The following is a 25,999-nucleotide window of genomic DNA, read 5'->3' on the forward strand; positions in this document are numbered from 1 at the left end:
TCAAACACACTCCCTTACAAATCCGACAATCTGCCCGCCTCTAGAAGGCTCAGGCAGCATCCCCTCTCCGACGTTTCAACCGCTCCTGAATGTCCTGCATCATCTCGCCGCTCCGGTCATCAACCAGAGCCTGAACATCCCGGGCACCCAATTCTCTGTAATCCTGCGAGAGCACGCGCACCTCGCGCACCGGCTCTCCGCTCTGCCTGTCCAGCAGCTCCAGCCGTGGCCCATCTTCACGGGCCTCCCAGCGTTCACTCCATTGATGCAGCGCAATCATAACCGGATAGAAATCCATCCCCTTCTCGGTCAGCAGATAAACCGTGCCGCGCTTGTCATGCTGGTCTTGTTCCTTGCGCAACATCCCAGCCTGAACAAGCCGCCTCAACCGGTCTGTCAGCACGCTCGTTGAAATCTGCAAGTGCCCCTGAAAGTCATCAAAGCGCTTAATGCCCTGAAACTGACATCGCAGAATAAGCAGGATCCAGGGATCCCCCATCTGCTCGATGGCCTGGGCAACTGCGCAGTCAACACCTGCAAAGCTTCGTCGTGCTCCACTCATTCCCGGCTCCGACACCTTTTAGAATTTAACTTCGTTTAAAGAAGCTATTTCCAGTTGACCTAATGGGCAACCTAGCCCTTTGGCTTAGTCGCAAATGAAGGCTCTGAGTCTATTTGCAAGACCAGTTTCAGGGCCTCAAACATCTCTTCTCACCACGTCAGAGCCATCGAAACCAAGTTGTCCCCAGCCCATGCAGAACTTTTTTCAAGCTTAGTTTCGCTCACCGAAACCACCCGAAACCCTCTTTCGGAAAAACCTTGTGCTTCGGTTTCCAAAACCGATTTCGGAGTCTTCAAAACCGATTTTGTTGACTTCCAAAATCGGTTTTGTAAGCATCATTGATGAAATCAGATCATGCATGGGAGCGATCTGGTGACAAAGTATTTGGGTGGGAATTCTGTGAGCATCACTGACCAGAATGTGCAGCAGAGAAAATCTGTGACCATTGGAGACGTGGCACGCCATGTGGGCGTAGCAAAGGGCACCGTGTCCCGCGTCTTGAACAACTACACGGACATTTCCAAAAACACACGTGAGCGCGTGCTCAAAGCAGTCGAAGAGCTGGGCTACCGCCCCTCCTCTACAGCACGCAACCTCAAACGAGGCCGTGTCGATACATTCGGCATTGTCCTGCCACTCATGCCCGGCAAAGGCGCCGATCCGTTTCTTGCCGAGTTTCTGGATGGCATGACACGGGCGCTCAACGCAGTCGACAAAGATCTGCTGGTCACTACAGCAAGTTCCATGGATGATGCAGTGCTGGCAATCCGCCGCCTCATCTCCTCACAAAAGGTCGACGGCTTCGTTCTCACCAGAACAGCAACCAATGATCCGCGCGTCGATTATCTGCTGGATCGCGGCTTCCCGTTTGTTAGTCATGGTCGTACTGCCCGTGAGAGTGAACATCCCTGGTTCGACATCGACAACCACGCCGCCTTCTACGCTGCCGCCCAAAAGGTCATCGCACAGGGGCATCGCCGCATCTCACTGGTGATGTCCAACCCGCAGATGAACTTCAGCCGCCTGCGTATCGAAGGCTTCCAGCAAGGTCTGGAAGATGCTGGCCTTGCCTTTGAAGATCAGCTGATCGCGGAAGCAACTCTGGACGAACCGGGCGGTGAACAGGCAGCCCTTCAGCTGCTCCGTCAAAACCGCCCGCCGACAGCCATCATCTGCATGACAGACGCCATCGCCATCGGCGTCACCAAAATCATCCGCCGCCATGGTTTGACCGTTGGCGAAGACATCACCGTCATCGGTTATGACGGCCTGCCTGTTTGCGAACACTTCGATCCGCCGCTCACCAGCTTTGCTCAAGAGCCGGTTCTCGCAGGCAGCACACTGGCGGAACTTCTCACAAAAGCAATCAGCGGTCAGCCAGCACGCGAGCTGCAGATACTGGCTGAAGCGAAACTCATTCAGCGTGGCTCTGATGGTCCGCCGCGCAAAACACCTGAGGAGCTGAAAGCTCACCTCAGCACATACTTCGCAACCGCATAATGGAGGAAATTATGTTCGGGAGGAACATTTTAAGGACAACAGCCCTCGTCGGCACGCTTGCATTTGCAATGAGTGCGGCACAGGCTAAAGCACTGCGCTTCTGGACCACAGAAGAACAGCCTGCACGTCTCGCCAAGCAGGAGGCAATGGCGAAGGCGTTTACCGAGAAAACTGGCATTGAAGTCAACGTTATTCCGGTAACAGAAAAAGACATGGGCACCCGTGCAACTGCAGCTTACGCAGCAGGCGATCTGCCAGACGTCATCTATCATCCGCTGATCCACGTTCTGCCATGGGCAGAAGCTGGCATCATCGACACAGATGCAGCAACCGAAGTCATCGAAGATCTGGAAGAAGGCACCTTCGCATCCGGCGCTCTGAACATGGCAGCCCTGCCAGATGGCTACGCAGCTGTTCCGGTTGATGGCTGGACCCAGATGATCGTCTACCGCAAGGATCTGTTTGACGCTGCCGGTCTGGAAGCACCAAACACCTACGCATCCATCCTTGCTGCCATCGAAAAGCTGCACAATCCGCCTGAGCAGTTCGGCTTTGTGGCTGCAACAAAGATCGACGAAAGCTTCATGAGCCAGCTTCTGGAACATGTGCTTCTGGCAAACGGCGCAACTCCGGTCGACAAAAACGGCTTCAAAGGCTTTGATGAGAAGAAACTTGCGGAAGCACTGACCTTCTATAAGGCATTGGCAAAGGCATCTCCTCCAGGCGACCTTTACTGGAAACAGTCACGCGAACTCTACTTCGCTGGCAAAGCAGCTATGATCATCTGGTCACCGTTCATTCTGGACGAGCTGGCTGGTCTGCGTGACAGCGCACCGCCAACCATCAACGACGACCCGACCTCCAAGGAACTGGCAGGTAAAACCGGCGTTGTAACCACTCTGTCCGGTCCATCCAACAAGGCCGGCGCAGCATGGGGCGACATCCGCTACTTCTCCATCACCAACGATGCTGACACAGAAGCTGCACAGCAGTTCGTGGAGTACTCCATGAACGAAGGCTACATGGCGACCCTGTCCATCGCACCGGAAGGCAAGTTCCCTGTTCGCCGCGGCAATGCGGAAGACAAAGATGCCTTCATCAAAGGTTGGGCAACCCTGCCAGTTGGTGTGGACCGCAAAGCACCGCTCACAGAGCTCTATCCGGCAGAAACAATCTCTCAGATTGTTGAAGGTTTGGACACGGCTAGCCGTTGGGGGGTGAAGGAAGGCCAGCTCAGTCTTGCATCCAAGATCCTGAACTCCATGGCAATCAACCGCTACACCCGCGAGTTCATTGATGACGAACTCTCTGCGGAAGAAGCGGTCGCCCGGATCAACCAGGAACTTGCCAAGATCAAGTAAGGCCTGACGCCGCCGTGATCCCAGCCCGCAGGCCATTGGTCTGCGGGCCCTTAAACCACCAAAACCACAGTGATATCAGGAGCACAGCGCAATGAGCGCCATAGCCGATCAGGCCGGAAAAACTGTTACCACAAAAGGTGAAAGCGTAAGCCAGCCGCCCAAAGGCGCAGGCCCTATGCAAAAGCGGGAGGCCCGCCTCGCCTACACCATGCTGGCGCCCACGTTTCTGATCATCCTCGCAATTGTTCTTGGACCGTTGGTTGCCAACTTCTGGATCAGCTTCAAACCCGTGGAGCTGGGCGACTTGCGTGCCCCCAAAGTCCTTATCAACGAGCGCGTGAAAGGCAAACCCCAACAAGCAGGCGATCCGGCAACGCTGGAGTACCGTGTCCGCAATTCCTCCCAGAAAAACTCCATCGCAGACGCTGGTTTTACCGATATTCTCCCTCCCGGTTTCACCGCGCAAAAACTGCCGGATGCCTGCTCTCTGACTGGGATCAACCTGACCTGCAACATCGGCACGCTTGAAGGCAAAGCCCGTGAAAAACTCGTCATCGCAGGCACCGTTTCTGACGAATACCTTGCGCTGAAGAAGCCGGAGAAAGCCAGCAAACCAGCTGTATTCGGCAATGCTGACAGTGTGCTCACCAACAGCACCTTCACGCTCGACAATTTCCGCCGCGTATTTGACAGCGATGAGTTCTGGAGCGTTCTGCGCGTCACATTCTACTACACCATCTTCGGCACAGTGGGCGCACTGGTCCTTGGTCTGTTTGCAGCACAGCTCCTCAATACGTCCTTCAAAGGCAGAGGCATCCTGCGCGGGCTTTTCCTGTTCCCTTATGTTTCTCCGGTGATCGCCGTCGCCTTCACCTGGGTCGTGCTGCTGGATCCATTCTCCGGGACCTTAAACGCCTTGCTCACCAAGATGGGCGTCTTCGCAGAACCGGTGAACTTCTTCGGCCAGCGCGCAGTCGACCTGCACCTGTTCGGAACTTCCTTTGAGTTCCCACTGGCGCTCTCAACAGCCATCGCCTTTGAAGCATGGCGGTACTTCCCGCTGTCCTTCCTGTTCATTCTGGCCCGCATGCAGTCCGTTTCCACGGACATTTATGAGGCCGCAGAAATGGATGGCGCGACCCCACTGCAGCAGTTCTGGTACATTTCCCTGCCACAGCTCATGGGCATCCTGTCCGTCCTCTTCCTGCTGCGCTTCATCTGGACCTTCAACAAGTTCGACGACATCTTCCTGCTCACCGGCGGCAATGCTGGAACCCGCACCCTGACCGTGGATGTGTATGAGCAAGGCTTTGCCCTCTCCAATCTGGGCGCCGGTGCAGCTGTTGCCGTAGTCGTCTTTGTTGTTCTTGTCACCTTCGCCACCTTGTTCATCCGCTTCTCAACCAAGGAGGAAGGACTATGAGATTGCTGAACAGCTACGTTCTTTCTGCTGTAAGCGGAGCCGTCTGGGGCTTCCTCGCCATGATCGTGATTGGTGTCACCCTGACACTCATCACCGGCGAGCTGGCCATCCCACAAGTGGGCGCCGCCACCCTCGCCGCTGCGCTGGGCGCGCTCTTCACCCATCTGTGGGACAGCAAGACCGCCAGCGTCGGGCAGAAATACGCGCCAGCTGCGATCATTCTGCTAGCTCTGCTGGCAGCAACCCTCGGCGCACCTTTTGCTCTGCCGCTCTCTGTCGAGCCGCTCTGGCAGCTCATTGCACTGGTGTCCTTTGTGGCCGTCACCTTCTGGGCAAACCGCCAGACTCTGGATGGCACCCCAAAAGGCAGCCTCACCCGTTATGAGAAGGAAGTCATTTTCCTGCGCGTGGCAAAAGGCTTTGGCTTTGTCGTCTTCACCGTCATGGTTGCTCTGCCGTTCTACGTCATGGTCATGACCAGCCTGAAGAGCCAGCAGCAACTGCTCGGTAACCCACTGGATCTATCCATCGACCTCTCCGGCGGCCTCTCTGGAATGTTCCGCTCTTACATTGAGCTATTCACCCAGTTCAATTTCGGCACCTACCTGACAGTCTCTGCCATCGTTTCAGTGGCAACCATCATTTTGACCCTGTTGTTCTCAGTTCCGGGCGCCTATGCAGTCTCCCGCCTGAACTTCCCAGGTCGGTCCTGGATGTCCCGCTCCGTGCTGCTCATCTACATGGTGCCAGCCATTGTTCTGGTCATTCCGCTCTATGCTGTCTTCTCTCAGCTGGGTCTGCGCAACTCACTGACAGGCCTGCTCATCGTCTATCCGGCAACCACCATTCCAGTTGCCCTGTATATGCTGCAAGGCTACTTCAAAGGTTTGCCTGCGGAGCTGGAAGAAGCGGGCCTCATGGATGGTCTCAGCCGTCTGGGCGTGATCCTCAAAATCACCCTGCCGCTGTCCCTGCCAGCGCTGGCTTCAGTCTCGCTTTACGTCTTCATGATCGCGTGGAACGAGTTCCTCTTTGCCTTCATGTTCCTGGATGATCCGGACATTTTCACCCTTTCCCGCGGTGTTGTGTCCCTCAACTCTTCAGAAGTCCCACGTCAACATTTGATGGCCGGTGCGGTCATCGCAACAGTCCCTGTGCTTTGCATCTTCCTGTGGTTTGAACGGTTCCTCGTTCAAGGCCTCACAGCAGGTAGCGTCAAAGGCTAAGTGGCACTGTCAAAAAGAAAAAACATCGGAGTATCTAACATGTCCGCACAACTCGATAATCAGGCCATTTCCATTCTTAAGGAAAATGATCTGGGCGGCTATACCATCCCGACCAAAGGTCTCTACCCTTACCAGTGGAACTGGGACAGCGCCTTCGTCGCCCTCGGCTTTGCAACGTTCAACATGAACCGCGCATGGGAAGAGATCGAACTTCTCTTCGAAGGCCAGTGGGATGACGGCATGGTGCCACACATCATCTTCCGCAAGGATGACCCAAGCTACTTCCCCGGCCCATCCGTCTGGGGCACCACAAACCCGAAGATCCCGACTTCCGGCCATTCCCAGCCCCCAGTGGCAGCCACAGTTGTTCGCCGCTTGTTTGAGCAGGACACATCCGCAGCCGGTAAAGAGAAGATCAAAGCCCTCTTCCCGAAACTGCTGGCATGGCACCGCTGGTATCACACCTATCGCGACCCGGAAGGCCACGGCGTCATTGCCATCATGCACCCATGGGAATCTGGCCGTGACAACCTGCCAGATTGGGACAACGCAGCAAGCCACGTCGATATCTCTGATATTGGTGAGTACACCCGCAAAGACACATCCCACGTCAATCCGGAAATGCGCCCGAAGAAGATCGACTACGACCGCTATCTGGCAATTGTGAAGTTTGGCCGTGACAACAACTGGGATCCGAAGATCGTCGCTGAACAGTGCCCGTTCTTCGTCGCTGATCCGGGCAACACCTTTATCCTGCTGCGTGCAGACCGCGATCTGCTGGCCATGGCTGAAGCACTGGGCGAAACCGAAGCAGCGGAAGAGCTGAAAGGTTGGATTGCGCTGACAGAAAAAGGCATCGCCAAACTCTGGAACGAAGAAAAGCAGGCTTTCTGCACTTACGATCTGCGCAATGATGTACTGGGCGATGGCATTTCCAGCGCATCTTTCCTTGCTCCATATGCAGGCATTCGCGAAGAGAAGTACATCAACCCAACACGCGAGCATTTCGACCGGATCGCGGCAAAGGTCAACTACACCATGCCAAGCTATGACCCGGATCACCCGCTGTTTGAAAGCATGCGCTACTGGCGTGGCCCTGTCTGGGGCATCATCAACTACCTGATCGCAACCGGCTTTGCAGAACTGGGCGACACCGCCCGGGCGGAACGTCTGCGCACAGACACCGTTGCGCTGATCGAAAAGAGCGATTTTGCAGAATACTTTGATCCAATCACCGGCGAAGGCGCTGGCGGCAACTCCTTCTCCTGGACATCCGCCATCTGGCTCACATGGGCCACACCAAGCCTGACCGCTAAAGCAGCCTGAGGAGGAACGGAATAATGGGAGCTATTCGCCTTGAGGGTGTCGAAAAATGGTTTGGTGATCTTCAGGTCATCAAAGGGATTGATCTTGAGATCAATCCCGGTGAGTTCGTCATCTTTGTTGGGCCCTCTGGCTGTGGCAAGTCCACACTTCTGCGCGTAATCTCTGGTCTGGAAGAAGCCAGCCGGGGCAGCGTGCACATTGATGGCAAGGACGTCACCGCCCTGCCACCATCCGGGCGTGGGCTCTCCATGGTGTTCCAAAGCTACGCGCTCTACCCACACATGAGCGTGCGCGAAAACATGGGCTTTGCTCTGAAAACAGCAGGCGCTCCAAAAGCTGAGATTGAAGCCAAGGTCAACAAGGCTGCAGAAGTGCTTCAGCTGGAAGAGTATCTGGACCGCCGCCCAAAGGCCCTCTCTGGTGGTCAGCGTCAGCGCGTAGCCATTGGCCGGTCCATTGTCCGCGATCCAGCCGCCTTCCTGTTTGATGAGCCGCTCTCCAATCTGGATGCAGCCCTGCGCGTTGAAATGCGTTTCGAGATTGCAAAACTGCACCGCAATCTGGATGCCACCATGATCTACGTGACCCACGATCAGGTGGAAGCGATGACATTGGCGGACAAGATCGTGGTCCTGCAATCCGGCCGTATCGAACAGGTCGGCTCTCCTCGTGAGCTCTATGAGCGCCCGGACAACCTGTTTGTAGCGCAGTTCATCGGTTCACCAAAGATGAACATCATGCCCGTTGAGTTCAGCAGCGATACCTTCACGCTTGCTGGCTTCTCTGAGCAGCCTTCACCTTTCAGAGATAACGAAGGCACACCGGTCAAACTCGGCATCCGCCCGGAACACATCAGCGTTGTTCCACCAGCAGAAGCCGCTGTTACAGGCACGGTGGAGCATGTCGAATATTTGGGTGCAGATCTGTTCATCTATGTTGCTGCCAAAGGGCTCGGCACCATTCTGGTCAGACTGTCCGGTCTGGAGCACTACAGCGCAGGCGACACGGTCGGCCTCTCCTTCGACCCTGCCCTCACCCACTTCTTCAACGCAGATGGCAAAGCTGTGCGGGTGAACAGCGAAAAGGCAGCAGAACCTGCCTGAAACACTAGGCAATCCTGATAAACAAGAGGCTTGGGTGCTCACACATCCAAGCCTTACTTTTTCTAAGCAGCCAAAACAGCCTTAGAAGCGATAAGTAACACCAGCGCCAATCAGCCAAGGATTAAGCTCAGCAGTGCCTCGCAGCGTACCCGCGTCGGTCTTCACTTTGTAATCAGGCTCAAGGAACAGCTTCTTCACATCGAAGTTGACGCCCCAGTTGTCATCGATCATGTAATCAAAACCAACTTGAAGAGCCGCACCAAAGGTATTTTCAATATCAATATCTTTGAAATTGCCACGACCATCCTGATTATAGAAAATCGTGTAGTTGATACCTGCACCAACATATGGCTTGAAGCTGCCAAAGTTAGTGAAGTGATACTGCAGTGTCAGGGTTGGTGGCAGAACCCAGGTTTCACCAATAGCAGCCCCATCAAGTACACCATCACCATCGACGTTGGCCCATGTGGTGCCCAGAATAAGCTCCGCAGCAATATTGTCAGTAAAGTAATAGGTAATATCCAGCTCAGGAACGACAGTGTCTGAATAAGTCAGATCTGAACCCGGCACGCCGTTCACATGGCCGCTATTTTCAGTCACAACACCCAGAGCACGCACACGGATCTGCCAAGGGCTTTTTTCCGATGCAGCCGCAGCAGCTATATCTTCCTGTGGTACAGGCATATCCGCTGCCAGAGCCTGACCAGCAGACACCATAAGCGCTGCGCTCGCCATCAGGCCCATCACCCTTTTCAAACTCATCTCCACCTCCAGTTGCATAAGTGAGTTTTACACTTATTCCAATTATTGAGAGTGGATCAGAGCAGCATTGAGATGCATCAAACTGACATTGATAATATAAGTACTATTTATAATAGTAATTTTGGCGGATAAATAATCCAGAAAAGTAGATTTCAAATAGACATTTTCGACATAAAACCTAACATAATTCACTAGCACCAACAAGTGCGTGTAATGTCCAACCAACCACAACTAATCACCATTATTGATGTGTAGTACGCACCTAGACTACCAAACAACCCCATCGACAACCGCCTCCATTCAACCGAAGCCTGTAACTTTGCGGTGTTCCAAGTTTGTCAGGAACACCGGAACCCGCTATGAAGTGAAGGCTTCGCACGTGTTCCATCGCAAGGCCTGCATCCTTGCTGCAAAAAACAAACTGCGAACTGATTTAAGTCTACCAGAATGGGGAAGTGGGGGAATAAATGGCGGCGCAATGGTGCATCGGTCTCATGACCGGAACAGTGATGGACGGCAACGTCGACATCGCCATGCTGAAAACCGATGGCGAAACCATCGAGGAGTTCGGCCCCTATACCCTGGCAAGTTATCCCCCCGAAACCAATCAGCTGATCGCCGAAGCCATGGCCGCAGCTCAGGACTGGAATTTCGCATCAGAAGAACCTGAAATTTTTTCACGGGCGGAAAAAGCTCTGAGTGAAGGTCAGGCCCACGCGATTTCACATTTCCTTTCAAAAAACTCCATTTCAACGCAAAATATTGCGTTGATCGGTTTTCACGGTCAAACCGTCCTGCACCGCGCTCCCAAAGACGGCCAGAAGGGCGCAACTCGCCAGCTCGGTGATGGGCACATCATCGCTGATAGTCTTGGCATTCCAGTCATTTACGACTTCAGAACGCAGGATATCGAAGCCGGTGGCCAAGGCGCGCCCCTCGCCGCTATCTACCATCAGGCGCTCCTGCGCAGCGCTGGTCTTTCTGACGATCCAACAGATACAGCCATCCTGAACCTCGGCGGCGTTGGCAACATCTCCTGGTGGGACGGGCACAACACCCTCATCGCCTTCGACACAGGCCCAGCCAACGCCCCTATAAACGACTGGATAAGCTCACACAATCGCGGCGACATGGACCGCGACGGCCTCATCGCCGCCAGCGGACAAGTGGACGAGGCCCGCCTCCAGTCACTCCTCAAACACCCCTATCTCACAGAAGCCTTCCCCAAATCCCTCGACCGCAACAGCTTCACCAAAGACATGGCAACCGGTCTCTCTCTCGAAGACGGCACAGCAACACTCACCGCCTTCTCAGCCAGTGCAGTCGGCAAAGGGTTGGACATGTTACCAAAACACCCAGCTCGCTTGGTAGCCAGTGGTGGCGGACGCAAAAACCCGCAGATTCTGAAGGAAATCGAAGCGCGTGCGAACGTAAAAATCGTGCAAGCAGAAGAACTTGGCTGGCGAGGAGATGCCGTGGAAGCAGAATGCTTCGCCTTCCTCGCCGCCAGATGCGACCGCAATTTACCGATCAGTTTTCCGGGAACCACAGGCGTTCCAACCGCCATGTCCGGCGGTACCAAAGCGCTACCACACCAGACAACCAAGTGACCTTTACATAAAAAGGTGGGAGCCCCTGCCGCCGCGCAAAAGCTCCCACCGACCTCTTGCTTAAGGCTCAAAAGGTCTCTGCTACAAATAGCTATAAGAAAAGGTAAGCAGTATATTCTGGTCGCAACATTGTAGATAATTGATATCTTGAGAGAAATTCAACCATCTGCAACACATTCAACATACTCGAAAGTTATTTTAACAAAAACCCCTCCGAACAACTGAAAAGCAGACTGTTGCAAATCAGTACCTTGATGTTTATTCGAACACAAACAAGTAGTATTGCACAAATACACAACACAATACTTATAGTATCTATGTATTTTTGACAGCGCAAATCACGCCAGCAACGCCTAATCCCTTGGCAAACCGACGAGAAGCGACATAAAGGCAGTTTGAATTTTCAGAAAGTCATGCTACCTCCTTTTTAAGGGAGGAGCCGTCTTTGAAGAGAAGAACTATCAACCGCATCGCTTTTGTTTCCAGTGACACGCCAGAAGCACTTGCTGCACGCCAAGCTCTTGAAAAGATGTATGGATCTGCCTCACAAGATGAAGCAGACGTCATTGTCGCGCTTGGTGGCGACGGAGTTATGCTCTCTTGTCTACATAAGTTTATGAACACCGGCATGCCTATCTACGGCATGAATCGCGGTTCAGTCGGCTTCCTCATGAACGAGTACCGCACCGAAAATCTCGTCGAACGCCTTGAAAAAGCAGAGATAACGCCTCTGCATCCACTGAACATCGAGGCGATCGACAAGGACGGCAACGAGTTCACCGCCCGCGCAATCAATGAAGTATCCTTCCTGCGCAAATCACATCAGGCCGCCAAACTGCGCATCTCCGTTGATGGACGCGTGCGCATGGAAGAGCTGGCCTGCGATGGCATTATTATTTCTACTCCCCAGGGCAGCACGGCTTATAACCTATCCGCCCATGGACCGATCCTGCCGATTGACTCGCCGTTAATGGCACTTACACCCATCAGCGCGTTCCGCCCAAGACGCTGGCGCGGTGCCCTGCTCTCCACGCAGAACACCGTGAAGATTGAGGTACTTGAGGCTGATAAGCGCCCGGTCAACGCGGCAGCTGATCACCGCGAGTTCCGCAATGTTATCAGCACCACCATCTATCAGGACGCGACCGCTGAAAGCTGCATCATGTTCGATCATGAGCACAGCTGGGACGAACGTATCCTCTCAGAGATGTTTAAGTACTGAGCCACACCCGTTTATGGCAGTCCCATGCCAAATATGTTATTAGAGACAACTTCGGGTTGGGATTGCCCATAAAACCGTTAGATATTATTACGAATTCGAAATATAATCGCGCCTACAGCAATGCAGGCTCAGGAATTGCGCAGGACAATGGCTTCTTCAACTGGTTCAGATAAATCTTCTCAGGAACACATCCGCGTTCCCAACGACCTTTCCAAAAAAGTCCGGAAGATGTCCACCATCGAAGCAGCCAAGTTTGATCCGGTCAAAGCAGCTGAAGAAGCGATTGAGAAGCTCTCAGATAAGTTTGAAAGCTGGATGGGATCGGAAGTCGACTGCCTGAAGGAAGCCAATCAGGCAGCACAAGACGCTGACTTTACTGAAGAAACCTACGACAGCCTGTTCCGCTGCGCTCATGACATCAAAGGACAGGCCGAAACTCTGGGCTTCCCATTGGTCGGTCGCGTCGCAAACAACCTGACCCTCCTGCTCGTCGCTGCCAAAGCGCAGGAAACATACCCGAAAGAACTCATCGCCCAACACGTCAGCGCAATCAATGCAATGATTTCAGAAGACGCCCGCGATGATACCAACAAGCTCGGCGTAGCGCTTGTTTCGCGTCTGGAAGAAGCCAGCAAACCACTCACTCAGCTCATCGATAGTTAATCGGGAAACAAGCTGAGTGGCTTAAGCGACATCACTCAGCATTTCAGCAACACGGGTCCGCGCACTTTCACGAGCAGCTTCGTTGGAAAGACGATGCAGCAGATCCTGAAGATCACCCAGATCCTCAATTCCCAGCTCATCTTCCAATGCAATCAGATCCCCCGCCACAATACGGGACTTGGACCAGTGGTCGATCTGCATGTTCTCAACCCGCTGCCAGCTGGCAATACACTCCTGAAACAGTGCATGTGTCCGATCCGGCAAACCAGCTGCTGAAAGCACCCGGCGCAGAGCAGGACTGAACGGCGTTGCCAGAGCATCGAAAACCTGATCTTCATCGTATTCAGACAGACGCGACAGAGAGTTGGTGAGCAAGTTAAAACAGCCGGTTACAGCAGCACGCAGCAGTAGAACGCTCGTCATCTGAGCAGACACCACCAGATGCTCCACCAATCCCTGAAGCTCTTTATCAGAAGCACTCCAGGCCAGTGAAATCGTTGACCGGTCCTGCGCGTCAGCCACCAACTGCTCTGGCGCACGCATGTTCCGCGCACCCAGCACCTGCGGGTGGTCACCAAGGCTTTCAGTGTAACGACGCAGCATCATATGGCGGATCTGCAGCGGAACATCATCACGAGACATCAAAGCATCTTTGACATCGCGGCTCTCACCAAACCGCGCAACGATACGTTCCATACTGCCAGAAGTCAGCTCAGCTTTCTCATTGCTCAACAAAGCCGCACAGGCCTCTTCGCAGGCAACCTCACAGATAGCAGCAGACAAACCCACCGAGATATCAGGACGACTGGCCACAGCCACACAGCGCCTTGCAGACCCGGTCGCAACCAGATCAACCAGCTCCCCTTCCGGGATTTCCGTTGCACCGGAAAGCAAAGGCAGCGCAACCTCATCCTCATCCACCAGCAAAGCAGAAATGATGTGCGCAGGCACAACCTTAGCAGCGCCAAACGCTTCTGCAAGGGCGACCCGAACGGCAACATCACGATCATCAAGCAGGAAGGTCAAAGCCGCTTCCGCTTCACTGTGTTCAGAGCCTTCAAGGTCAGAGTACAAAAACGCACGTGCCAAAGCACCAGCCGCCTGTGCGCGACTACCACTTGGCGCATACTGCACCCAATTCAGGAAACTCTTGATAATCATGGTACTCGGAAACCTGTATCCACCAACTATGGGTAGAAATAATTAATCATAATTCTTAAGGCTTCGTTCACCGCACCCGCAGTTTCTCGCAAAACGTGCTTTTTGAGAGATCAGAGCACCAGGGCACACCTGTAAATCACAGGTAGCTAGACCTTCTTACTTAAGGACTTTCCGCTGGTTTGCGCTGGGGCGAGAAATTTCGTCAGGTCCAGAGGAGACCCGGAAGGACGCGCAACTGGTTTAGGTGCAACAAACTGCTGGCTGATAGATTCTTGCACTTCCACACCAGACCGCTTCGTCTCACTGACAGCTTTGGAGGCCGTCATAGCAGCTGCTTCATCAGTCCGGAACAAGGACTGGAATGGTGCTTCATTTTTGTCGACAGTCGTCGCCCGCCACGCCGTCAGGATACGGCTCTCAACGCGGTGGCTATCAATGGGCTTAGTGATCGGCCCTTTGCGCAGCCCAACAGCAGGACGCTCAGCACCGGCGATGGTCTCATTAAACTGACCGACCAACCGATCATGAACATCACTCACTGACCGTGGCTGCCCATCCCTGCTGTAAAAAACAGCTTTGTTGGCGCGAGCTTGCAAAGGAAACAAATCAGCAGCTGGATGTTGAGGACGATCCTCTACCGCGTTCAACAGACGCAAACTGCCGTTCACACCAAGGAAGTGCGCCAGATACAACTCACCGGCAGACGGATCACGCCCAAGATTTGAAGAAAGACCGGACGCATTATCTTTCGCCAACGCACCAGCAACCAGAGATGAAATCTCCGGATCATGACGAAGGTCCAACAGCTGTTGCTTCAGGTGCTTGTTGTCTACCCGGTACTTGCCACTACCATCCACGCGAATGTGTTGGGCATAGTCCCCGAGCCCCAGCTCCTCACCATTTTTCTTGAGAGTTTCAAGCCAGGTCGACTCGATAAACTGAAAGAGGCCGGACGCAGAAGACGTCTTGGCTTTGGCGTTAGGATCAAAGGAGGATTCACGGGCAGCAGCTTGCAGCAGGAAATCAAAGGACGTACCCGTTTTGGAACTGGCCTTTTGAAAAGCCAACTCAATACGCCCAGCTATGGAAGGATCGCCTGCAACCTTCACTAGAATCTGCCCCCTATAATACCATTAGTTAATATCCCTTAATATTAGTTAATAAATAGTTAACTTTTAAATATGCCCTACTGAAATCACTGAGTTATTTGAGCTAAAATAGAGTTTTCGCATATCCTGATCGCTGCCATTTATGCTTTACAATTCAATTTCTGATTGGATTCGGAGAAAGCCAATGAACTGTCTGCTCAAAACCACGGCATCGGCAATCGCTCAAAGCAAGGACTTCACGGCACACGCTGAGCTGGCCTATGCCATATTGCCAGAAAAGCCAGCCAGAGAAGTCGACCCTTATGGTTCACCTGACGCATTGGCGCAGCTCAGCAAGCAGAACCATCTCTACTTCGTGCTCAATGATCCGTCAGAAAACACCATTCTGTCGACACTCAAACCATACACTGATGTAAGGCAGAATGGCGTGATCCCGACCTTCGTCAAAACAGCAGCAGACATTGAGCGCCTGCACGCAATCCTATCTGTTTATGAAGCCGAACACGGGCTTCAGGATGGTTCGCTCAAAATCATTCCAGAGCTTGGCAGATTCCCGTCCGCATTCACGACCCTCGCAAACCTGAATAGCATAAGCCCACGCCTCTCTGCACTTTGCTGGAATGAAGAGGTGCTGAAAATTGCTCTGGCAGCAAAGCACTCACGGGATGAGCAAGGCCAGCTCCTTCCACCATTTGAGCATGCCCGTACGCAATGCCTTTTCACCGCAAGAGCAGCCCACCTGCTCCCGCTGGACACCGCTGTGCCATCTCATCTGCCAAGAGCCAAAATGTTGGAGTTGATTGATCTGGTCGCCTCGCAGGGCTTTGCTGGAAAAACAGCAAACTCACCAGAAGAAGCAAGCCTGATACAACAAGTTTTCGCAGCCCTATGAAAAAGGGCGCCGAAGCGCCCTACTCTCAGGCTTTTTCCGGAAGAGCTGGTCGATCCATCTGGAACACGGAATCAACCACCGAATAATCCATGTAGCCCAACCGCGCCAAAGGCTTCATTTTCGCCACATTGAGCATACCGTTTTCCAGCACACTCTCATCGATATGCACACCAACAACCTGACCCAGTATAAGCCAGCTGTTGGTCTCATTTCCGTCAATATCGATCAGGCGCTGCACGTTGATCAGCTTACATTCCAACGCAGTTTTCGCTTCCAAAACACGCGGAGCAGCAACCAGTTTTGACGCCTCTGCAGTCAGACCGGAAAGCTCGAACTCATCAACGTCAGAACCCACCATCGCAGAGGACTGGTTCATCGCATCAGCCAGATCCAGCGTCGCCTGATTACAAACAAACTCACCCGTCTCTTCAATGTTGCCTACGGAATCCTTGTAGCCACTGGAGCCAAACACCACCATCGGAGGCGTGTCACAGACTGCATTGAAGAAGCTGTAAGGTGCCAGATTTCTCACACCGTCCTTGGAGACAGTTGAAACCCAACCAATCGGACGCGGCGCAACGATGGCCTTGAATGGATTGTGTGGCAACCCATGCGGCTTATTTGCTTCATAAAACATAGACTTATCTCAGTTCCTACGCATCAACACCGGATGGAGCGCTCTGAAAATATTCGGTCAATTGGGCTACATCAGGCCGTGGACGTTCATTTGGAACGACACTCGGGCTTCCAATATGAATGAAGCCTGCAAACCGCTCACCCTCACGAGCACCCAGATGTGCAGCAGCTTCATCATCAAAAGCATACCACTCTGTCAGCCACTGACCAGCAAATCCCATTGAGAAACAAGCATTAAGCAGAGACACACAAACGGCACCAACTGCCAGCTCCTGCTCCCAGACCGGCACTTTATGCTCACGGTTTGGAGAAGAAAGAACGCCAATAACCAGCGGCGCACGCTTGAAACGCTCCAGCTCCATCGCCTTTGTGTTCTCTCCAAGCGGCCCCTGACGCTTCTCAGCAATTTCAGCAAGCTTCTCACCAATAGAGTCCGCCTGTGAATTGTCATAGATAACAAACCGCCAAGGAGAAATTTTCCCATGATCCGGCACACGACATGCCATCTCAAGCAGCTCAGAAATTTGTGCTTGATCAGGGCCAGGATGTAGGAGTGTTGCAGCGAGATGAGAGCGACGAGTTTTCAGAAAACTCTTCAGTTCTGGAAGGTCTTTGATTTCCACGGTCTCGATTCTTTTCAGGATTTCAAGGATTAAAGCTACGCAATAGTCCTATACAGAATATCAACTGTGTCAATTAAAGGATGGTCTTGCCCCATTCTTGCCACATTGCCTACCAATCCCCAACCCACTGAGTAAAAATTTATAAAACACTTCCAAAACACAGTTTGTCACTGTAATCTGATTTCACTCGGGCTGGTGACGGTTTTGTATTTACTGTCGCACATGGGTAACACTTTCTGAAGTAGTAGCGAGAGCACACGTGAAGTTAGAGCGGATATCGACGTTCAACAAAGCGCTACAACGCGCAGCAGCCGCAACAGCATTTTGTGCTGGGCTGGCATTGCTTGGAAACGCCGCTCAGGCTGCAGGTCCTATTCCTGTTTCTAAACCTGCTTTGCCGTTCTCTAAGGAAGTGCTGGATCTGGCCGCCAAGCCAGAAAAGACCATCGCACCTCCAATCAGCTATGATCCACTCAGCGGATATCAGGGTCAGTCTCTTGCACCAACAATGGGTACGAGCTTCTTGCCATACGCACCACCAGCAGTCAGTGCTGAGCAGGCACCAATTGGTGCGCAGCCAGTACTTTATCTGGTCGCCAAGCTGGCTGAGGGAACACCAAACCTCACACGTGGTTTGAAGTGGCGCGTATACTCTTCAAAAGAAAATTCCGACGGCTCCCTGAACATGGTTGCGTCCTCACAGGATCAGGATGCTGAATTCCGTCTCGATCCGGGTACCTATCTGGTTCACACCTCTTTTGGCAAAGTCACAGCGACAACACGCTATGAACTCAAGAGCGGCGTGAAGACCGGCACCATCATTCTGAACGCAGGTGGCATTCGTCTGGATGCAGCTCTTGGCAACGATCAGAAGATGCCGCGTGAAGATGTGCGCTTCAACATCTATGACATGACCTACGACGCAACCGGCGACCGCGGTCTCATCGCATCAGGCATCAAGCCGGGCGAACTTGTCCCTGTAAGCGCAGGCACCTATCACGTAGAAAGCCGCTACGGCGACATCAATGCTGTTGTGCGGGCTGACATTCACGTGCAGGCTGGCAAGCTGACAGAAGCCACTCTCTACCATCAGGCAGGCAACATCACGTTGAAGCTGGTGAGCGCCAAGAACAAGACGTCTCTGGCCAACACCTCCTGGACCATCCTGTCACCAGGTGGAGATACCGTTGCAAGCGGCAACGGCGCATTCCTCGACCTAACACTCGCAGCTGGCACCTACACGGTCATGGCGCGCAACAACGGCGAGATGTACCGCGATGAGTTCACCGTGAACCCAAGTGTGAACAACGTGGAAGTGGAAGTACTTGCAGAGAACCCGATGTAAGACAGACCACAGCAAGCAATGACCAAGGCGCCCGACACGGCGCCTTTTTTATTGGCCTGCTTACTGACTAAGGCAGATAAAACGTCTCGGGCTTTGAAGTCTCAGCCTCGTGGCGCAAATCTAGAACTGCTGCCTGCAACTGCTCCATCATCTGCCGCTGGCTCTCACATTTCTCCAAAGCCTCATAGGGGATAGGATCTCCAATCCGCGCCAAAATTGTCTGCCCCAGAATGCTCTTGAACTCACGGATCAACAGGGACAAGCGCAAGCTCAGTGAAAAGCGGCTGACCAGATGGAACAGCGCTGAGTTCTGCCCTTCAAAATAGACCGGCAGCACGGTCGCCCGGGCACTCCTGATCAACTTGGCGCTGAACGTCTTCCATGGCAGCTCTTCCGCAAGACCGAATGGCCTCGCAGCAGTCGCAACACCGCCACCTGGAAAGATAACTATCGTCACCCCTTCCTGTAGCAATCTCAGCGCCTCTTGCCGTGTCTTCAGATTGGTTCGCAGAGCGTCTTCTGTTTCTTCAAAATCAACCGGCAGCGCAAAGGGCCGAACCTCTGGCACCTTGAGCAACTCATTATTGATGAGCACGCGGTAAGGACGGTTCAACTGCTCGGCAAGTGAGAGGATCGCAATACCATCGGCAATGCCATAGGGATGGTTCGCAATCAGCACCAGCGGCTTACCATCCAAATCAGAGGGCGGCCAGCAATGACCGGTGCATTCAACACGAAGATCAATCAGATCCAGCAGGTCCCGCCAGAGGGCCTGATCCGAAATAGAATAGTCACTGCGCCAGACCTCATAGAGATCCAGCAGTCTCTTGCGACCCGAGAGTCCTTCAATGCTTCGGATAAGCCATCGCTTCAAAAGAGGATGGCCATCATTGGCATAGCTTAATTCCGCGTGGTTCACCGCTAACCTCACTTCACTCGCCCAGCTTTTCTGTGAGCTGGCTTCATAAGCTTTCGCAAACTTACGTGAACATTAGGCGACAGTGAGGCCAAAAAAGAAAAAGGCTGGCAACGCAAACACGCTGCCAGCCTTTCAAATCAGTGTCTCTTTAAAGATCAGGAAGCCTGCTCTTTAAGGTCAGGTGCTGTAGCCTCGTCACGCAGGCTTGCAACAGCCTCGTCCAGAGCCATAGCAGTCTGGTTGCGGGAACCGAGACGACGGATGCTTACAGTCTTCTCTTCGGCTTCACGCTTACCAACAGCGATAATCACAGGGATCTTTGCATGTGAGTGCTCGCGAACCTTGTAGTTGATCTTCTCATTGCGAAGATCCAGCTCACCACGCAGGCCAGCCTTTTTCAGCGCAGCATGCACTTCCTTCGCGTAGTCATCAGCGTCAGAAGTAATCGCAGCAACAACGAAGTGCTGAGGTGCCAGCCACAGCGGGAAGTGTCCTGCAAAGTTTTCGATAAGGATACCAAGGAAGCGTTCCAGAGAACCACAGATCGCACGGTGGATCATCACCGGCTGCTTCTTCTCACCATCGCTGTCCACGTAGAAGGCACCAAAACGCTCTGGCAGGTTGAAGTCCACCTGAGTAGTGCCACACTGCCATTCGCGGCCAATCGCATCACGCAGAGTGTATTCGAACTTAGGTCCGTAGAACGCGCCCTCACCTTCCAGAATGCCGGTCTTGATCTTACCGCCGGAGTTCGCTTCGATCTCCTTCAGCACTTCACCCATCACAGCTTCAGCGTGATCCCAGACTTCATCGGAACCAACACGCTTTTCAGGACGCGTGGAGAGTTTCACAACGATCTCTTCAAACCCGAAGTCCTTGTAGACGGACATGATCAGGTCGTTGATCTTGTGACATTCCGCAGCCATCTGCTCTTCAGTACAGAACACGTGCGCATCATCTTGCGTAAACGCACGCACACGCATCAGACCGTGCAACGCACCGGATGGCTCATAGCGGGAAACCGCACCAAACTCAGCCATGCGCAGTGGCAGGTCACGATAGGACTTCAGGCCGTGCTTGAAGATCTGCACGTGACCTGGACAGTTCATCGGCTTAATCGCGAAGACACGGTGATCCTCGGTCTCAGTCGCGAACATGTTCTCGCGGTACCACTCCCAGTGACCAGAAGTTTCCCAAAGAGCCTTATCCAGAATCTGAGGTGCATTCACTTCCTGATAGTCATCTTCCAGACGACGACGCATATAGTTGGTCAGGTTTTGGAACAGCTGCCAGCCTTTGTGGTGCCAGAAGACAACGCCCGGACCTTCCTCCTGGAAGTGATAGAGATCCATCTCGCGGCCCAGCTTACGGTGGTCACGCTTCTCAGCTTCCTCAAGCATATGGAGGTAAGCTTTCAGATCCTTATCACTTGACCATGCAGTGCCGTAGATGCGGGTCAGCATCTCGTTGTTTGCATCACCGCGCCAGTAGGCACCGGCAACCTTCATCAACTTGAAAGCCTGACCGATCTGGCCAGTGGACGCCATGTGCGGCCCACGGCATAGGTCGAGCCAGTCACCCTGCTTGTAGATCTTGACGGTTTCATCCTCAGGGATCGCGTCAACAAGCTCAACCTTGTAGTCTTCCCCTTTGGCAGCAAAGTATTCTTTTGCTTCGTTGCGGCTCCAGATCTCTTTGGTGAACTTCGCATTCCGCTGAATGATCTGCTGCATCTTCTTTTCGATTTTCGGCAGGTCTTCAGTGGTAAATGGCGTATCGCGCTTGAAGTCGTAGTAGAAGCCGTTTTCGATAACAGGACCGATTGTAACCTGTGTCTCAGGCCACAGTTCCTGTACAGCTTCCGCCATCACGTGCGCCGCATCGTGGCGGATCAGCTCCAGCGCACGTGGGTCATCACGGGTTACGATTTCAATCGCAGCATTCGTTTCAATAGGATCAGAAAGATCGCGCAGTTCACCATCAATTGCGACGGCAACAGCTTTTTTCAAGAGAGATTTGGAAATGCTCCCTGCAACATCAGCGCCGGTGGAACCAGCGTCATATTCGCGAACGGAATTGTCAGGGAAAGTTAATTGAAGCATATCAATTCTCCAGCTCACTCCTGCAAACAAGGCAGGTAAGCGGTTTGGTGTTAATCATGGGTTGCCTGAATAACCAATTCTAAAGGACGCGTCCAGATGAATCTGGTGCAGATCAACTCTGTTTTCCGCGGGCACTGACGCGTAATCGACAGGTTACACACCTTGAATTATTACGGGTTAGCAAGGGTTTAGCTGGCCTTACCCGCTCCACCTCCTCATACTGCTGGCCAGAACAGGATTCGCAAACTCCATCACAAGGAATGCATGACGCACACTCTACCAGCTGTCAGGAGCTGAGCATGACCACGCCGAAGCCAAAGCTCTACTTTGACTTGACCACGTTGAGGCAGAACAGATCCACCTCATTACAGGCCAACGGTGTCACCAGAACGCTCTATGAGACAGCAAAGCGGTTCTATAAAGACGACATCGAAGTCACCTTCATCTGTCATGACGCCCGCAAAAACGAATATGTGAGCGTGCAAGCTGATCCATTGTTCGCATCAGATGACCTGAACCCCGCATGCCTACCTGATTTGCTGGGCGCTCCCGTCAAAGCATTCCGTTCTGAAAAATACAGAAACCGCAAACTCAAAGGCCTGTTTCACAAGCTCAGGCACACACTCCGCGCACGCGCCAATGAGACCACCGGCGCTTATGATGGCGAAGCACTGCAAGAACCCCTCACAGATATCGACGCCCCGTTCCTCTCACTGGGAAACCTGGAAGAAGCACGGCGACTGACAGAATATGTGAAGAGCCGCGCACCTTATGTGCCCGTCTATGTCATGATCCACGATATTTCTCCGTTACGCCTCAACGATCCGGAGGAGGATCTTGGCGCAAAGCTCTGGCTGGAGCATCTGAGACGAACAGTCACCACAAGGCCGCACGTGATCGCTAACTCCGAATATACGCGCAATGACCTCCTGAAGTTCCTCGCAGAGCAAAAGCTCCCTTCCCCGCAAAGCACCAGTGTTGTGCATCTGGCCCACGAGTTTCAGGAGGCAGAGCCTATCTACCCTCTGCGACAACGGCCCGAGCACGGTTTCTTCCTGCTACTTGGTGACATTCGCTACCGAAAGAACGCAAAGCTGGTCTTTGACGCATACCTGCATATCGTGAAGCAAGACGAAAACGCGCAGTTACCTCAGCTTATATGCGCAGGAGCGATCCCCAACGGCGCATTTGCCAGCCTCAACAAAGACCAAAAGTACACGCCTATCGGCAAGTTCGTGACGATTGTTCAATCACCTACAAACGCGGAGCTGACTGCACTTTATAAAGAAGCAATTGCACTGGTTTACCCAAGCTTGTTTGAAGGATATGGCCTGCCAGTCGGTGAAGCACTCTGGATGGGCACACCCGTATTGGCCTCAAACGCAACTTCAGTTCCGGAGGTCGGTGGAGATCATTGCCAATACTTTGATCCGCACAACGCTGAAGAACTGGCTGCCCTGATCCAGTCGACAATACAATCGAAAGAAGCTCTACGCGCAGAACTGCCAGCACGGAATGAGCTTCGCCAATGGCAGAATGTGCAACAGGATATCTGGAAGATTATTGAGAACAACAGCACCCCACCGGACAAACGTTCATCCGGCACAGAAGGCAAGCAGCAAAAGCTGGAAGAAACTTAATTCGGTTTTGGTTTCGCCTGATCGCGCTTGAAGATCTTCACCAGCTGGAAGTACTCACAAACAAGCTTCATATCAGGAGCATAAACGCCGTTGCGCTCAAAGAACTCGCGATGGCCTTCCTGCCAGAACTCGAGGCTCAGATCGCCTTCACCTTCCAGCACAGCCCAGACTTCATCAATCTCATTAAACTGACGCACATCAACAGTCACCATTTCGATGACACAGGCTGCCTGCCCTTTACCATCCAGAATAACGTACTGATCGCCCGGCTGCGGAAGTGGCTCTCCGTCTTTCTCATAGGAATGCAGATCACCGCACGTCGCTGTCTTTGTTCCATTCAGAACAAGCTCAAGCAAACTATCAGCCAGCTCAGGGCTGTCACCAAATGCAAAACTAGGGAGATGATCGAATACTTCAGAAGACATGCGCTTCCACCGTAACTATTTGATTTCATGAAAAGAAAGAAAGGTGGTGGAGGAGGTTGGATTCGAACCAACGTAGGCATAGCCAGCGGATTTACAGTCCGCCCCCTTTAGCCACTCGGGCACTCCTCCGTCGCATTGGCCAAGTTGGCCGCGCCGTGTGAGGACGGGTTATCTTCATTTGAGGCCCTCTTGTCAACGCCCCTTTGAAATTTGAGTTGGGAAAACATCGGAAAAAACGTTTTTAGCCGGCAATCTGTGAACAACACCCCACTCCAGCAGCTTTGACTAAGGGTATTTACGTAATCATCACCGCGAAAATTTCACGAATTCCCACTTCGGCAAGTAGCGCTTTGTTAAGCGAAGGACCGGGAACCACTGCTGGTTGCTGGACGCTTTTCTACATTAAGCCATTATCTTCAAACGAAATTATGAGTTTCTGTAGTGGAGTGCACATCCCGAAGATCATCAAAGGCGTCGAAATGAGCAGGCATTGGCTTCTAACTCATATCATCGTTCTGGGACTATCCATGTCAGCATGGTCCCTCCCTTCTCCTGCGCAGATGTTCAATGAACCATCTCTGGGAACCTCAGGAAGTGTTGAGGACGAAGACAACAGTGCTCAGGAAGATCCTTCAATGATGTCCGGCATGCCTGATTATCCGATGAGTAACCAATCCATGATGCCCGCGCCACCTGTCACCACACAGAATCCTGATAATGAGGCCACCCAGCAAGATCAGGAAGACGACGACAAACGCTGATCTTCTTTGAATGGCCGGATAATAGAGTTGAAACAGGAGAAAACAATGAGAACTCCAGCCCTCCTGAGCGCCACTGCAATTTTCCTCTTTCAATCAGCCAGCCTAACAACAGCCCAGGTTCCAGGTGACGGACCGCCAGTCCCCACCAGCAAAAGCCTTCAAAGCGAAATCCACACACTTGCTGAAACCGGCAGCAACACGTCTGCTGCAAAAACCGCAGAACAATGGCTCGGCAAATCCCTGAATTTTGCATGGAGCATCACCAAGGATGGGGCGGAAGCCATCGAAGAAAAGTTCACCGCCTTCATCTGCAATGCAGAAGCTTTGGCCTGGAACACCACATCGCAATTCGGCAAGAGCAAAGGCACCGCGACCTACACAGTGCAGCAGATCACCCCAGACATCACTCAGATCTCTTGGAAAGATAATCCGCAGGAATCCAATCTGGGATGGGTGTGGACGCTCGATGCAGCCAGCGGCAAGGCATATGGCGTGGTCGTCAACTCACAGCCCTACGAAAACCTAGCAATTGAGGGAGAATTCGCTGTTCTTCCAGTACCGACAGCCGAAGAAAAGACCGAGTTCAACTGCCCCTGATACTCAGAGCAGTCTCAGTCTTTCAGATCAAAACGTGTCTTGGGATCAATATGATCACCGTTCCAGTGACCATACCGCCATGGCAAGTACCAACTTGATGCCTTGGGTAAGCTGAGCGGAACCGGGTCATATCCACTCGCCCCATAAGGATTGCAGCGGATAATCCGCGACAACCCAATCCAGCCACCGCGCCAAAACCCAAACCGTGTCATGGCTTCAGCTGTATAATGAGAGCAGGATGGCTGATAGCGGCAGGCCCGTCCTAATATCAGTGACAGACTGTGCTGATAAATCCAGATAAGCCCAATCCCAAACCGCGCCATCAGGCTGGCAGGCCTCTCTTTGGGGAGCGGATCGGGCTTACACATAGCAAAATGCCTTAGGCAACAGCAGCTTCAACATCATCAAGCGCCTTCACCAGCGCTTCAAACGCAAGCATGGTGGACGCATGGCGTGCTTTATAATCACGCACTGGCTCAAGGAAAGAAAGGTCAGCAAAGCGGCCGGTCGGCACAGGGCCGTTATCCTTCAGCATAGCGTGCAGCTGCGCATAAGCCTCCCGCACTTCTGCAGGTGTTGCTCCAATAACATGCTGACCCAGAATGGATGCAGAAGCCTGCCCCAGAGCGCACGCTTTCACGTCCTGCGCAAATGAGGTTATTAGACCATTGGCTACACAAACCTCAACACTCACCGTCGAACCACAGAGCCGCGAGTGTGCTTTTGCCTGAGCCTGCGGGTTATCAATATGCCCCAACAGAGGAATATTCCCTGCAAACTCAAGGATCTTAGTATTGTAAATGTCGTCCAACATGCAAAACTCTGGCTACTCTTCTCACGCCCGCTTTATAACCTAAAGCGAGCTTGGATCACTCACTAATAAGGGAAGACCCTTTCCTAACCAAGACATCTATCTTATATAGGTGGTGCTGCCGAGACCTTGCTAGAGGTCAAAAGCGGAATATCGCAATCTAGCACACATTACCTAGAAGAAACCATAGGTGCCAATTTATTGGCGGTCTAAACGGGTT

General features: G+C 52.9%; 25 protein-coding genes and 1 tRNA gene. 14 read left to right on the top strand and 12 right to left on the bottom strand.

Translation table 11 applies throughout. The features are described 5' to 3' along the window. Window positions 1-49: 49 nt before the first annotated feature. Window positions 50-562 carry a helix-turn-helix domain-containing protein gene (locus PSE_RS19260; protein ID WP_014286353.1) on the bottom strand — a complete coding sequence of 171 codons (513 nt, stop codon included), beginning with the start codon at window positions 560-562 and terminating at the stop codon, window positions 50-52. Window positions 563-934: 372 nt separating this feature from the next. Here PSE_RS19260 and PSE_RS19265 point away from each other — a divergent pair, with 372 nt between their 5' ends. The 6 genes from PSE_RS19265 to PSE_RS19290 all read left to right on the top strand — a co-directional run bounded on the left by PSE_RS19265 (window position 935) and on the right by PSE_RS19290 (window position 8,501). Further along, window positions 935-2,062 (top strand): substrate-binding domain-containing protein, encoded by a 1,128-nt coding sequence (locus tag PSE_RS19265; protein ID WP_128647316.1) that lies wholly within the window; start codon window positions 935-937, stop codon window positions 2,060-2,062. Window positions 2,063-2,073: 11 nt separating this feature from the next. Beyond that, window positions 2,074-3,423 (top strand): ABC transporter substrate-binding protein, encoded by a 1,350-nt coding sequence (locus PSE_RS19270; protein ID WP_041769104.1) that lies wholly within the window; start codon window positions 2,074-2,076, stop codon window positions 3,421-3,423. Between the two features lie 91 nt (window positions 3,424-3,514). Further along, window positions 3,515-4,846 (top strand): carbohydrate ABC transporter permease, encoded by a 1,332-nt coding sequence (locus PSE_RS19275; protein ID WP_041768690.1) that lies wholly within the window; start codon window positions 3,515-3,517, stop codon window positions 4,844-4,846. Beyond that, window positions 4,843-6,072, top strand: a complete 1,230-nt coding sequence (locus tag PSE_RS19280) for a carbohydrate ABC transporter permease (RefSeq protein ID WP_014286359.1) — start codon at window positions 4,843-4,845, stop codon at window positions 6,070-6,072. Before PSE_RS19275 ends, PSE_RS19280 begins: the two co-directional genes overlap by 4 nt. A gap of 39 nt (window positions 6,073-6,111) precedes the next feature. Then, a complete protein-coding gene (locus PSE_RS19285; protein WP_014286360.1) occupies window positions 6,112-7,398 on the top strand; it encodes a trehalase family glycosidase in 1,287 nt (428 codons plus the stop codon). A gap of 14 nt (window positions 7,399-7,412) precedes the next feature. Beyond that, complete coding sequence (locus tag PSE_RS19290; protein ID WP_014286361.1) at window positions 7,413-8,501, top strand: ABC transporter ATP-binding protein; 1,089 nt, start codon at window positions 7,413-7,415, stop codon at window positions 8,499-8,501. A gap of 81 nt (window positions 8,502-8,582) precedes the next feature. On the opposite strand, the gene PSE_RS19295 is transcribed toward PSE_RS19290, so the two are convergent. Beyond that, on the bottom strand, window positions 8,583-9,263 hold the full coding sequence (locus tag PSE_RS19295) for an OmpW family protein (RefSeq protein WP_041769105.1): 681 nt from the start codon (window positions 9,261-9,263) through the stop codon (window positions 8,583-8,585). Between the two features lie 467 nt (window positions 9,264-9,730). Between PSE_RS19295 and PSE_RS19300 the strand changes: the two genes are divergently transcribed. From PSE_RS19300 to PSE_RS19310, 3 genes are all read left to right on the top strand, one after another. Beyond that, on the top strand, window positions 9,731-10,873 hold the full coding sequence (locus PSE_RS19300; protein ID WP_014286363.1) for an anhydro-N-acetylmuramic acid kinase: 1,143 nt from the start codon (window positions 9,731-9,733) through the stop codon (window positions 10,871-10,873). A gap of 445 nt (window positions 10,874-11,318) precedes the next feature. After that, window positions 11,319-12,095 (top strand): NAD kinase, encoded by a 777-nt coding sequence (locus PSE_RS19305; protein WP_014286364.1) that lies wholly within the window; start codon window positions 11,319-11,321, stop codon window positions 12,093-12,095. A 147-nt stretch (window positions 12,096-12,242) separates the two neighbouring features. Then, on the top strand, window positions 12,243-12,758 hold the full coding sequence (locus PSE_RS19310; protein ID WP_041768691.1) for an Hpt domain-containing protein: 516 nt from the start codon (window positions 12,243-12,245) through the stop codon (window positions 12,756-12,758). A 21-nt stretch (window positions 12,759-12,779) separates the two neighbouring features. Here the strand turns inward: PSE_RS19310 and PSE_RS19315 are convergent, their stop codons facing one another. Both PSE_RS19315 and PSE_RS19320 read right to left on the bottom strand, forming a co-directional pair. Beyond that, window positions 12,780-13,919 carry a DUF2336 domain-containing protein gene (locus PSE_RS19315; RefSeq protein ID WP_014286366.1) on the bottom strand — a complete coding sequence of 380 codons (1,140 nt, stop codon included), beginning with the start codon at window positions 13,917-13,919 and terminating at the stop codon, window positions 12,780-12,782. A gap of 146 nt (window positions 13,920-14,065) precedes the next feature. Further along, window positions 14,066-15,028 (bottom strand): transglycosylase SLT domain-containing protein, encoded by a 963-nt coding sequence (locus tag PSE_RS19320; RefSeq protein ID WP_014286367.1) that lies wholly within the window; start codon window positions 15,026-15,028, stop codon window positions 14,066-14,068. A 184-nt stretch (window positions 15,029-15,212) separates the two neighbouring features. Between PSE_RS19320 and PSE_RS19325 the strand changes: the two genes are divergently transcribed. After that, window positions 15,213-15,920 carry a citrate lyase subunit beta gene (locus PSE_RS19325; protein ID WP_014286368.1) on the top strand — a complete coding sequence of 236 codons (708 nt, stop codon included), beginning with the start codon at window positions 15,213-15,215 and terminating at the stop codon, window positions 15,918-15,920. A gap of 25 nt (window positions 15,921-15,945) precedes the next feature. On the opposite strand, the gene PSE_RS19330 is transcribed toward PSE_RS19325, so the two are convergent. Then, window positions 15,946-16,557 (bottom strand): flavin reductase family protein, encoded by a 612-nt coding sequence (locus tag PSE_RS19330; protein ID WP_014286369.1) that lies wholly within the window; start codon window positions 16,555-16,557, stop codon window positions 15,946-15,948. Window positions 16,558-16,573: 16 nt separating this feature from the next. Further along, window positions 16,574-17,179, bottom strand: coding sequence for a nitroreductase (locus PSE_RS19335; RefSeq protein WP_014286370.1), 606 nt, complete (start codon window positions 17,177-17,179; stop codon window positions 16,574-16,576). Between the two features lie 259 nt (window positions 17,180-17,438). Here PSE_RS19335 and PSE_RS19340 point away from each other — a divergent pair, with 259 nt between their 5' ends. After that, window positions 17,439-18,524 carry a hypothetical protein gene (locus PSE_RS19340; protein ID WP_014286371.1) on the top strand — a complete coding sequence of 362 codons (1,086 nt, stop codon included), beginning with the start codon at window positions 17,439-17,441 and terminating at the stop codon, window positions 18,522-18,524. A gap of 67 nt (window positions 18,525-18,591) precedes the next feature. Here PSE_RS19340 and PSE_RS19345 read toward each other — a convergent pair whose 3' ends face one another. Further along, on the bottom strand, window positions 18,592-19,443 hold the full coding sequence (locus tag PSE_RS19345) for a 1-acyl-sn-glycerol-3-phosphate acyltransferase (protein ID WP_014286372.1): 852 nt from the start codon (window positions 19,441-19,443) through the stop codon (window positions 18,592-18,594). 155 nt (window positions 19,444-19,598) lie between these two features. Further along, the gene (gene thrS / locus PSE_RS19350) at window positions 19,599-21,545 is read right to left on the bottom strand and encodes a threonine--tRNA ligase (protein WP_014286373.1); all 1,947 of its coding nucleotides are present in this window, start codon (window positions 21,543-21,545) and stop codon (window positions 19,599-19,601) included. Between the two features lie 299 nt (window positions 21,546-21,844). Between thrS and PSE_RS19355 the strand changes: the two genes are divergently transcribed. Further along, on the top strand, window positions 21,845-23,185 hold the full coding sequence (locus PSE_RS19355; RefSeq protein ID WP_041768692.1) for a glycosyltransferase family 1 protein: 1,341 nt from the start codon (window positions 21,845-21,847) through the stop codon (window positions 23,183-23,185). On the opposite strand, the gene PSE_RS19360 is transcribed toward PSE_RS19355, so the two are convergent. Both PSE_RS19360 and PSE_RS19365 read right to left on the bottom strand, forming a co-directional pair. Next, window positions 23,182-23,610, bottom strand: a complete 429-nt coding sequence (locus PSE_RS19360) for an ASCH domain-containing protein (protein ID WP_014286375.1) — start codon at window positions 23,608-23,610, stop codon at window positions 23,182-23,184. The two genes, PSE_RS19355 and PSE_RS19360, sit on opposite strands and share 4 nt — an antisense overlap. Before the next feature lie 44 nt (window positions 23,611-23,654). Next, window positions 23,655-23,739, bottom strand: a tRNA-Tyr gene (locus PSE_RS19365). A 299-nt stretch (window positions 23,740-24,038) separates the two neighbouring features. On the opposite strand from PSE_RS19365, the gene PSE_RS19370 reads away from it, so the two are divergent. Both PSE_RS19370 and PSE_RS19375 read left to right on the top strand, forming a co-directional pair. Continuing rightward, window positions 24,039-24,371, top strand: a complete 333-nt coding sequence (locus tag PSE_RS19370) for a hypothetical protein (protein WP_208997989.1) — start codon at window positions 24,039-24,041, stop codon at window positions 24,369-24,371. A gap of 45 nt (window positions 24,372-24,416) precedes the next feature. Further along, window positions 24,417-24,968 carry a hypothetical protein gene (locus PSE_RS19375; protein ID WP_014286377.1) on the top strand — a complete coding sequence of 184 codons (552 nt, stop codon included), beginning with the start codon at window positions 24,417-24,419 and terminating at the stop codon, window positions 24,966-24,968. 14 nt (window positions 24,969-24,982) lie between these two features. On the opposite strand, the gene yidD is transcribed toward PSE_RS19375, so the two are convergent. Beyond that, window positions 24,983-25,336, bottom strand: a complete 354-nt coding sequence (yidD, locus tag PSE_RS27050; RefSeq protein ID WP_014286378.1) for a membrane protein insertion efficiency factor YidD — start codon at window positions 25,334-25,336, stop codon at window positions 24,983-24,985. Window positions 25,337-25,347: 11 nt separating this feature from the next. Further along, on the bottom strand, window positions 25,348-25,782 hold the full coding sequence (locus PSE_RS19380) for an iron-sulfur cluster assembly scaffold protein (protein ID WP_014286379.1): 435 nt from the start codon (window positions 25,780-25,782) through the stop codon (window positions 25,348-25,350). Window positions 25,783-25,999 lie beyond the last annotated feature (217 nt).

It is taken from the genome of Pseudovibrio sp. FO-BEG1, assembly GCF_000236645.1.
Classification (GTDB): domain Bacteria; phylum Pseudomonadota; class Alphaproteobacteria; order Rhizobiales; family Stappiaceae; genus Pseudovibrio.

Bases quoted from the DNA above. Each gene is read 5' to 3' on its own strand.
- PSE_RS19260 (WP_014286353.1), bottom strand. From the start codon at position 562: ATGAGTGGAGCACGACGAAGCTTTGCAGGTGTTGACTGCGCAGTTGCC.
- PSE_RS19270 (WP_041769104.1), top strand. From the start codon at position 2,074: ATGTTCGGGAGGAACATTTTAAGGACAACAGCCCTCGTCGGCACGCTT.
- PSE_RS19275 (WP_041768690.1), top strand. From the start codon at position 3,515: ATGAGCGCCATAGCCGATCAGGCCGGAAAAACTGTTACCACAAAAGGT.
- PSE_RS19280 (WP_014286359.1), top strand. From the start codon at position 4,843: ATGAGATTGCTGAACAGCTACGTTCTTTCTGCTGTAAGCGGAGCCGTC.
- PSE_RS19285 (WP_014286360.1), top strand. From the start codon at position 6,112: ATGTCCGCACAACTCGATAATCAGGCCATTTCCATTCTTAAGGAAAAT.
- PSE_RS19290 (WP_014286361.1), top strand. From the start codon at position 7,413: ATGGGAGCTATTCGCCTTGAGGGTGTCGAAAAATGGTTTGGTGATCTT.
- PSE_RS19295 (WP_041769105.1), bottom strand. From the start codon at position 9,263: ATGAGTTTGAAAAGGGTGATGGGCCTGATGGCGAGCGCAGCGCTTATG.
- PSE_RS19300 (WP_014286363.1), top strand. From the start codon at position 9,731: ATGGCGGCGCAATGGTGCATCGGTCTCATGACCGGAACAGTGATGGAC.
- PSE_RS19310 (WP_041768691.1), top strand. From the start codon at position 12,243: ATGGCTTCTTCAACTGGTTCAGATAAATCTTCTCAGGAACACATCCGC.
- PSE_RS19315 (WP_014286366.1), bottom strand. From the start codon at position 13,919: ATGATTATCAAGAGTTTCCTGAATTGGGTGCAGTATGCGCCAAGTGGT.
- PSE_RS19325 (WP_014286368.1), top strand. From the start codon at position 15,213: ATGAACTGTCTGCTCAAAACCACGGCATCGGCAATCGCTCAAAGCAAG.
- PSE_RS19330 (WP_014286369.1), bottom strand. From the start codon at position 16,557: ATGTTTTATGAAGCAAATAAGCCGCATGGGTTGCCACACAATCCATTC.
- thrS (WP_014286373.1), bottom strand. From the start codon at position 21,545: ATGCTTCAATTAACTTTCCCTGACAATTCCGTTCGCGAATATGACGCT.
- PSE_RS19355 (WP_041768692.1), top strand. From the start codon at position 21,845: ATGACCACGCCGAAGCCAAAGCTCTACTTTGACTTGACCACGTTGAGG.
- PSE_RS19360 (WP_014286375.1), bottom strand. From the start codon at position 23,610: ATGTCTTCTGAAGTATTCGATCATCTCCCTAGTTTTGCATTTGGTGAC.
- PSE_RS19370 (WP_208997989.1), top strand. From the start codon at position 24,039: ATGAGTTTCTGTAGTGGAGTGCACATCCCGAAGATCATCAAAGGCGTC.
- PSE_RS19375 (WP_014286377.1), top strand. From the start codon at position 24,417: ATGAGAACTCCAGCCCTCCTGAGCGCCACTGCAATTTTCCTCTTTCAA.
- yidD (WP_014286378.1), bottom strand. From the start codon at position 25,336: ATGTGTAAGCCCGATCCGCTCCCCAAAGAGAGGCCTGCCAGCCTGATG.
- PSE_RS19380 (WP_014286379.1), bottom strand. From the start codon at position 25,782: ATGTTGGACGACATTTACAATACTAAGATCCTTGAGTTTGCAGGGAAT.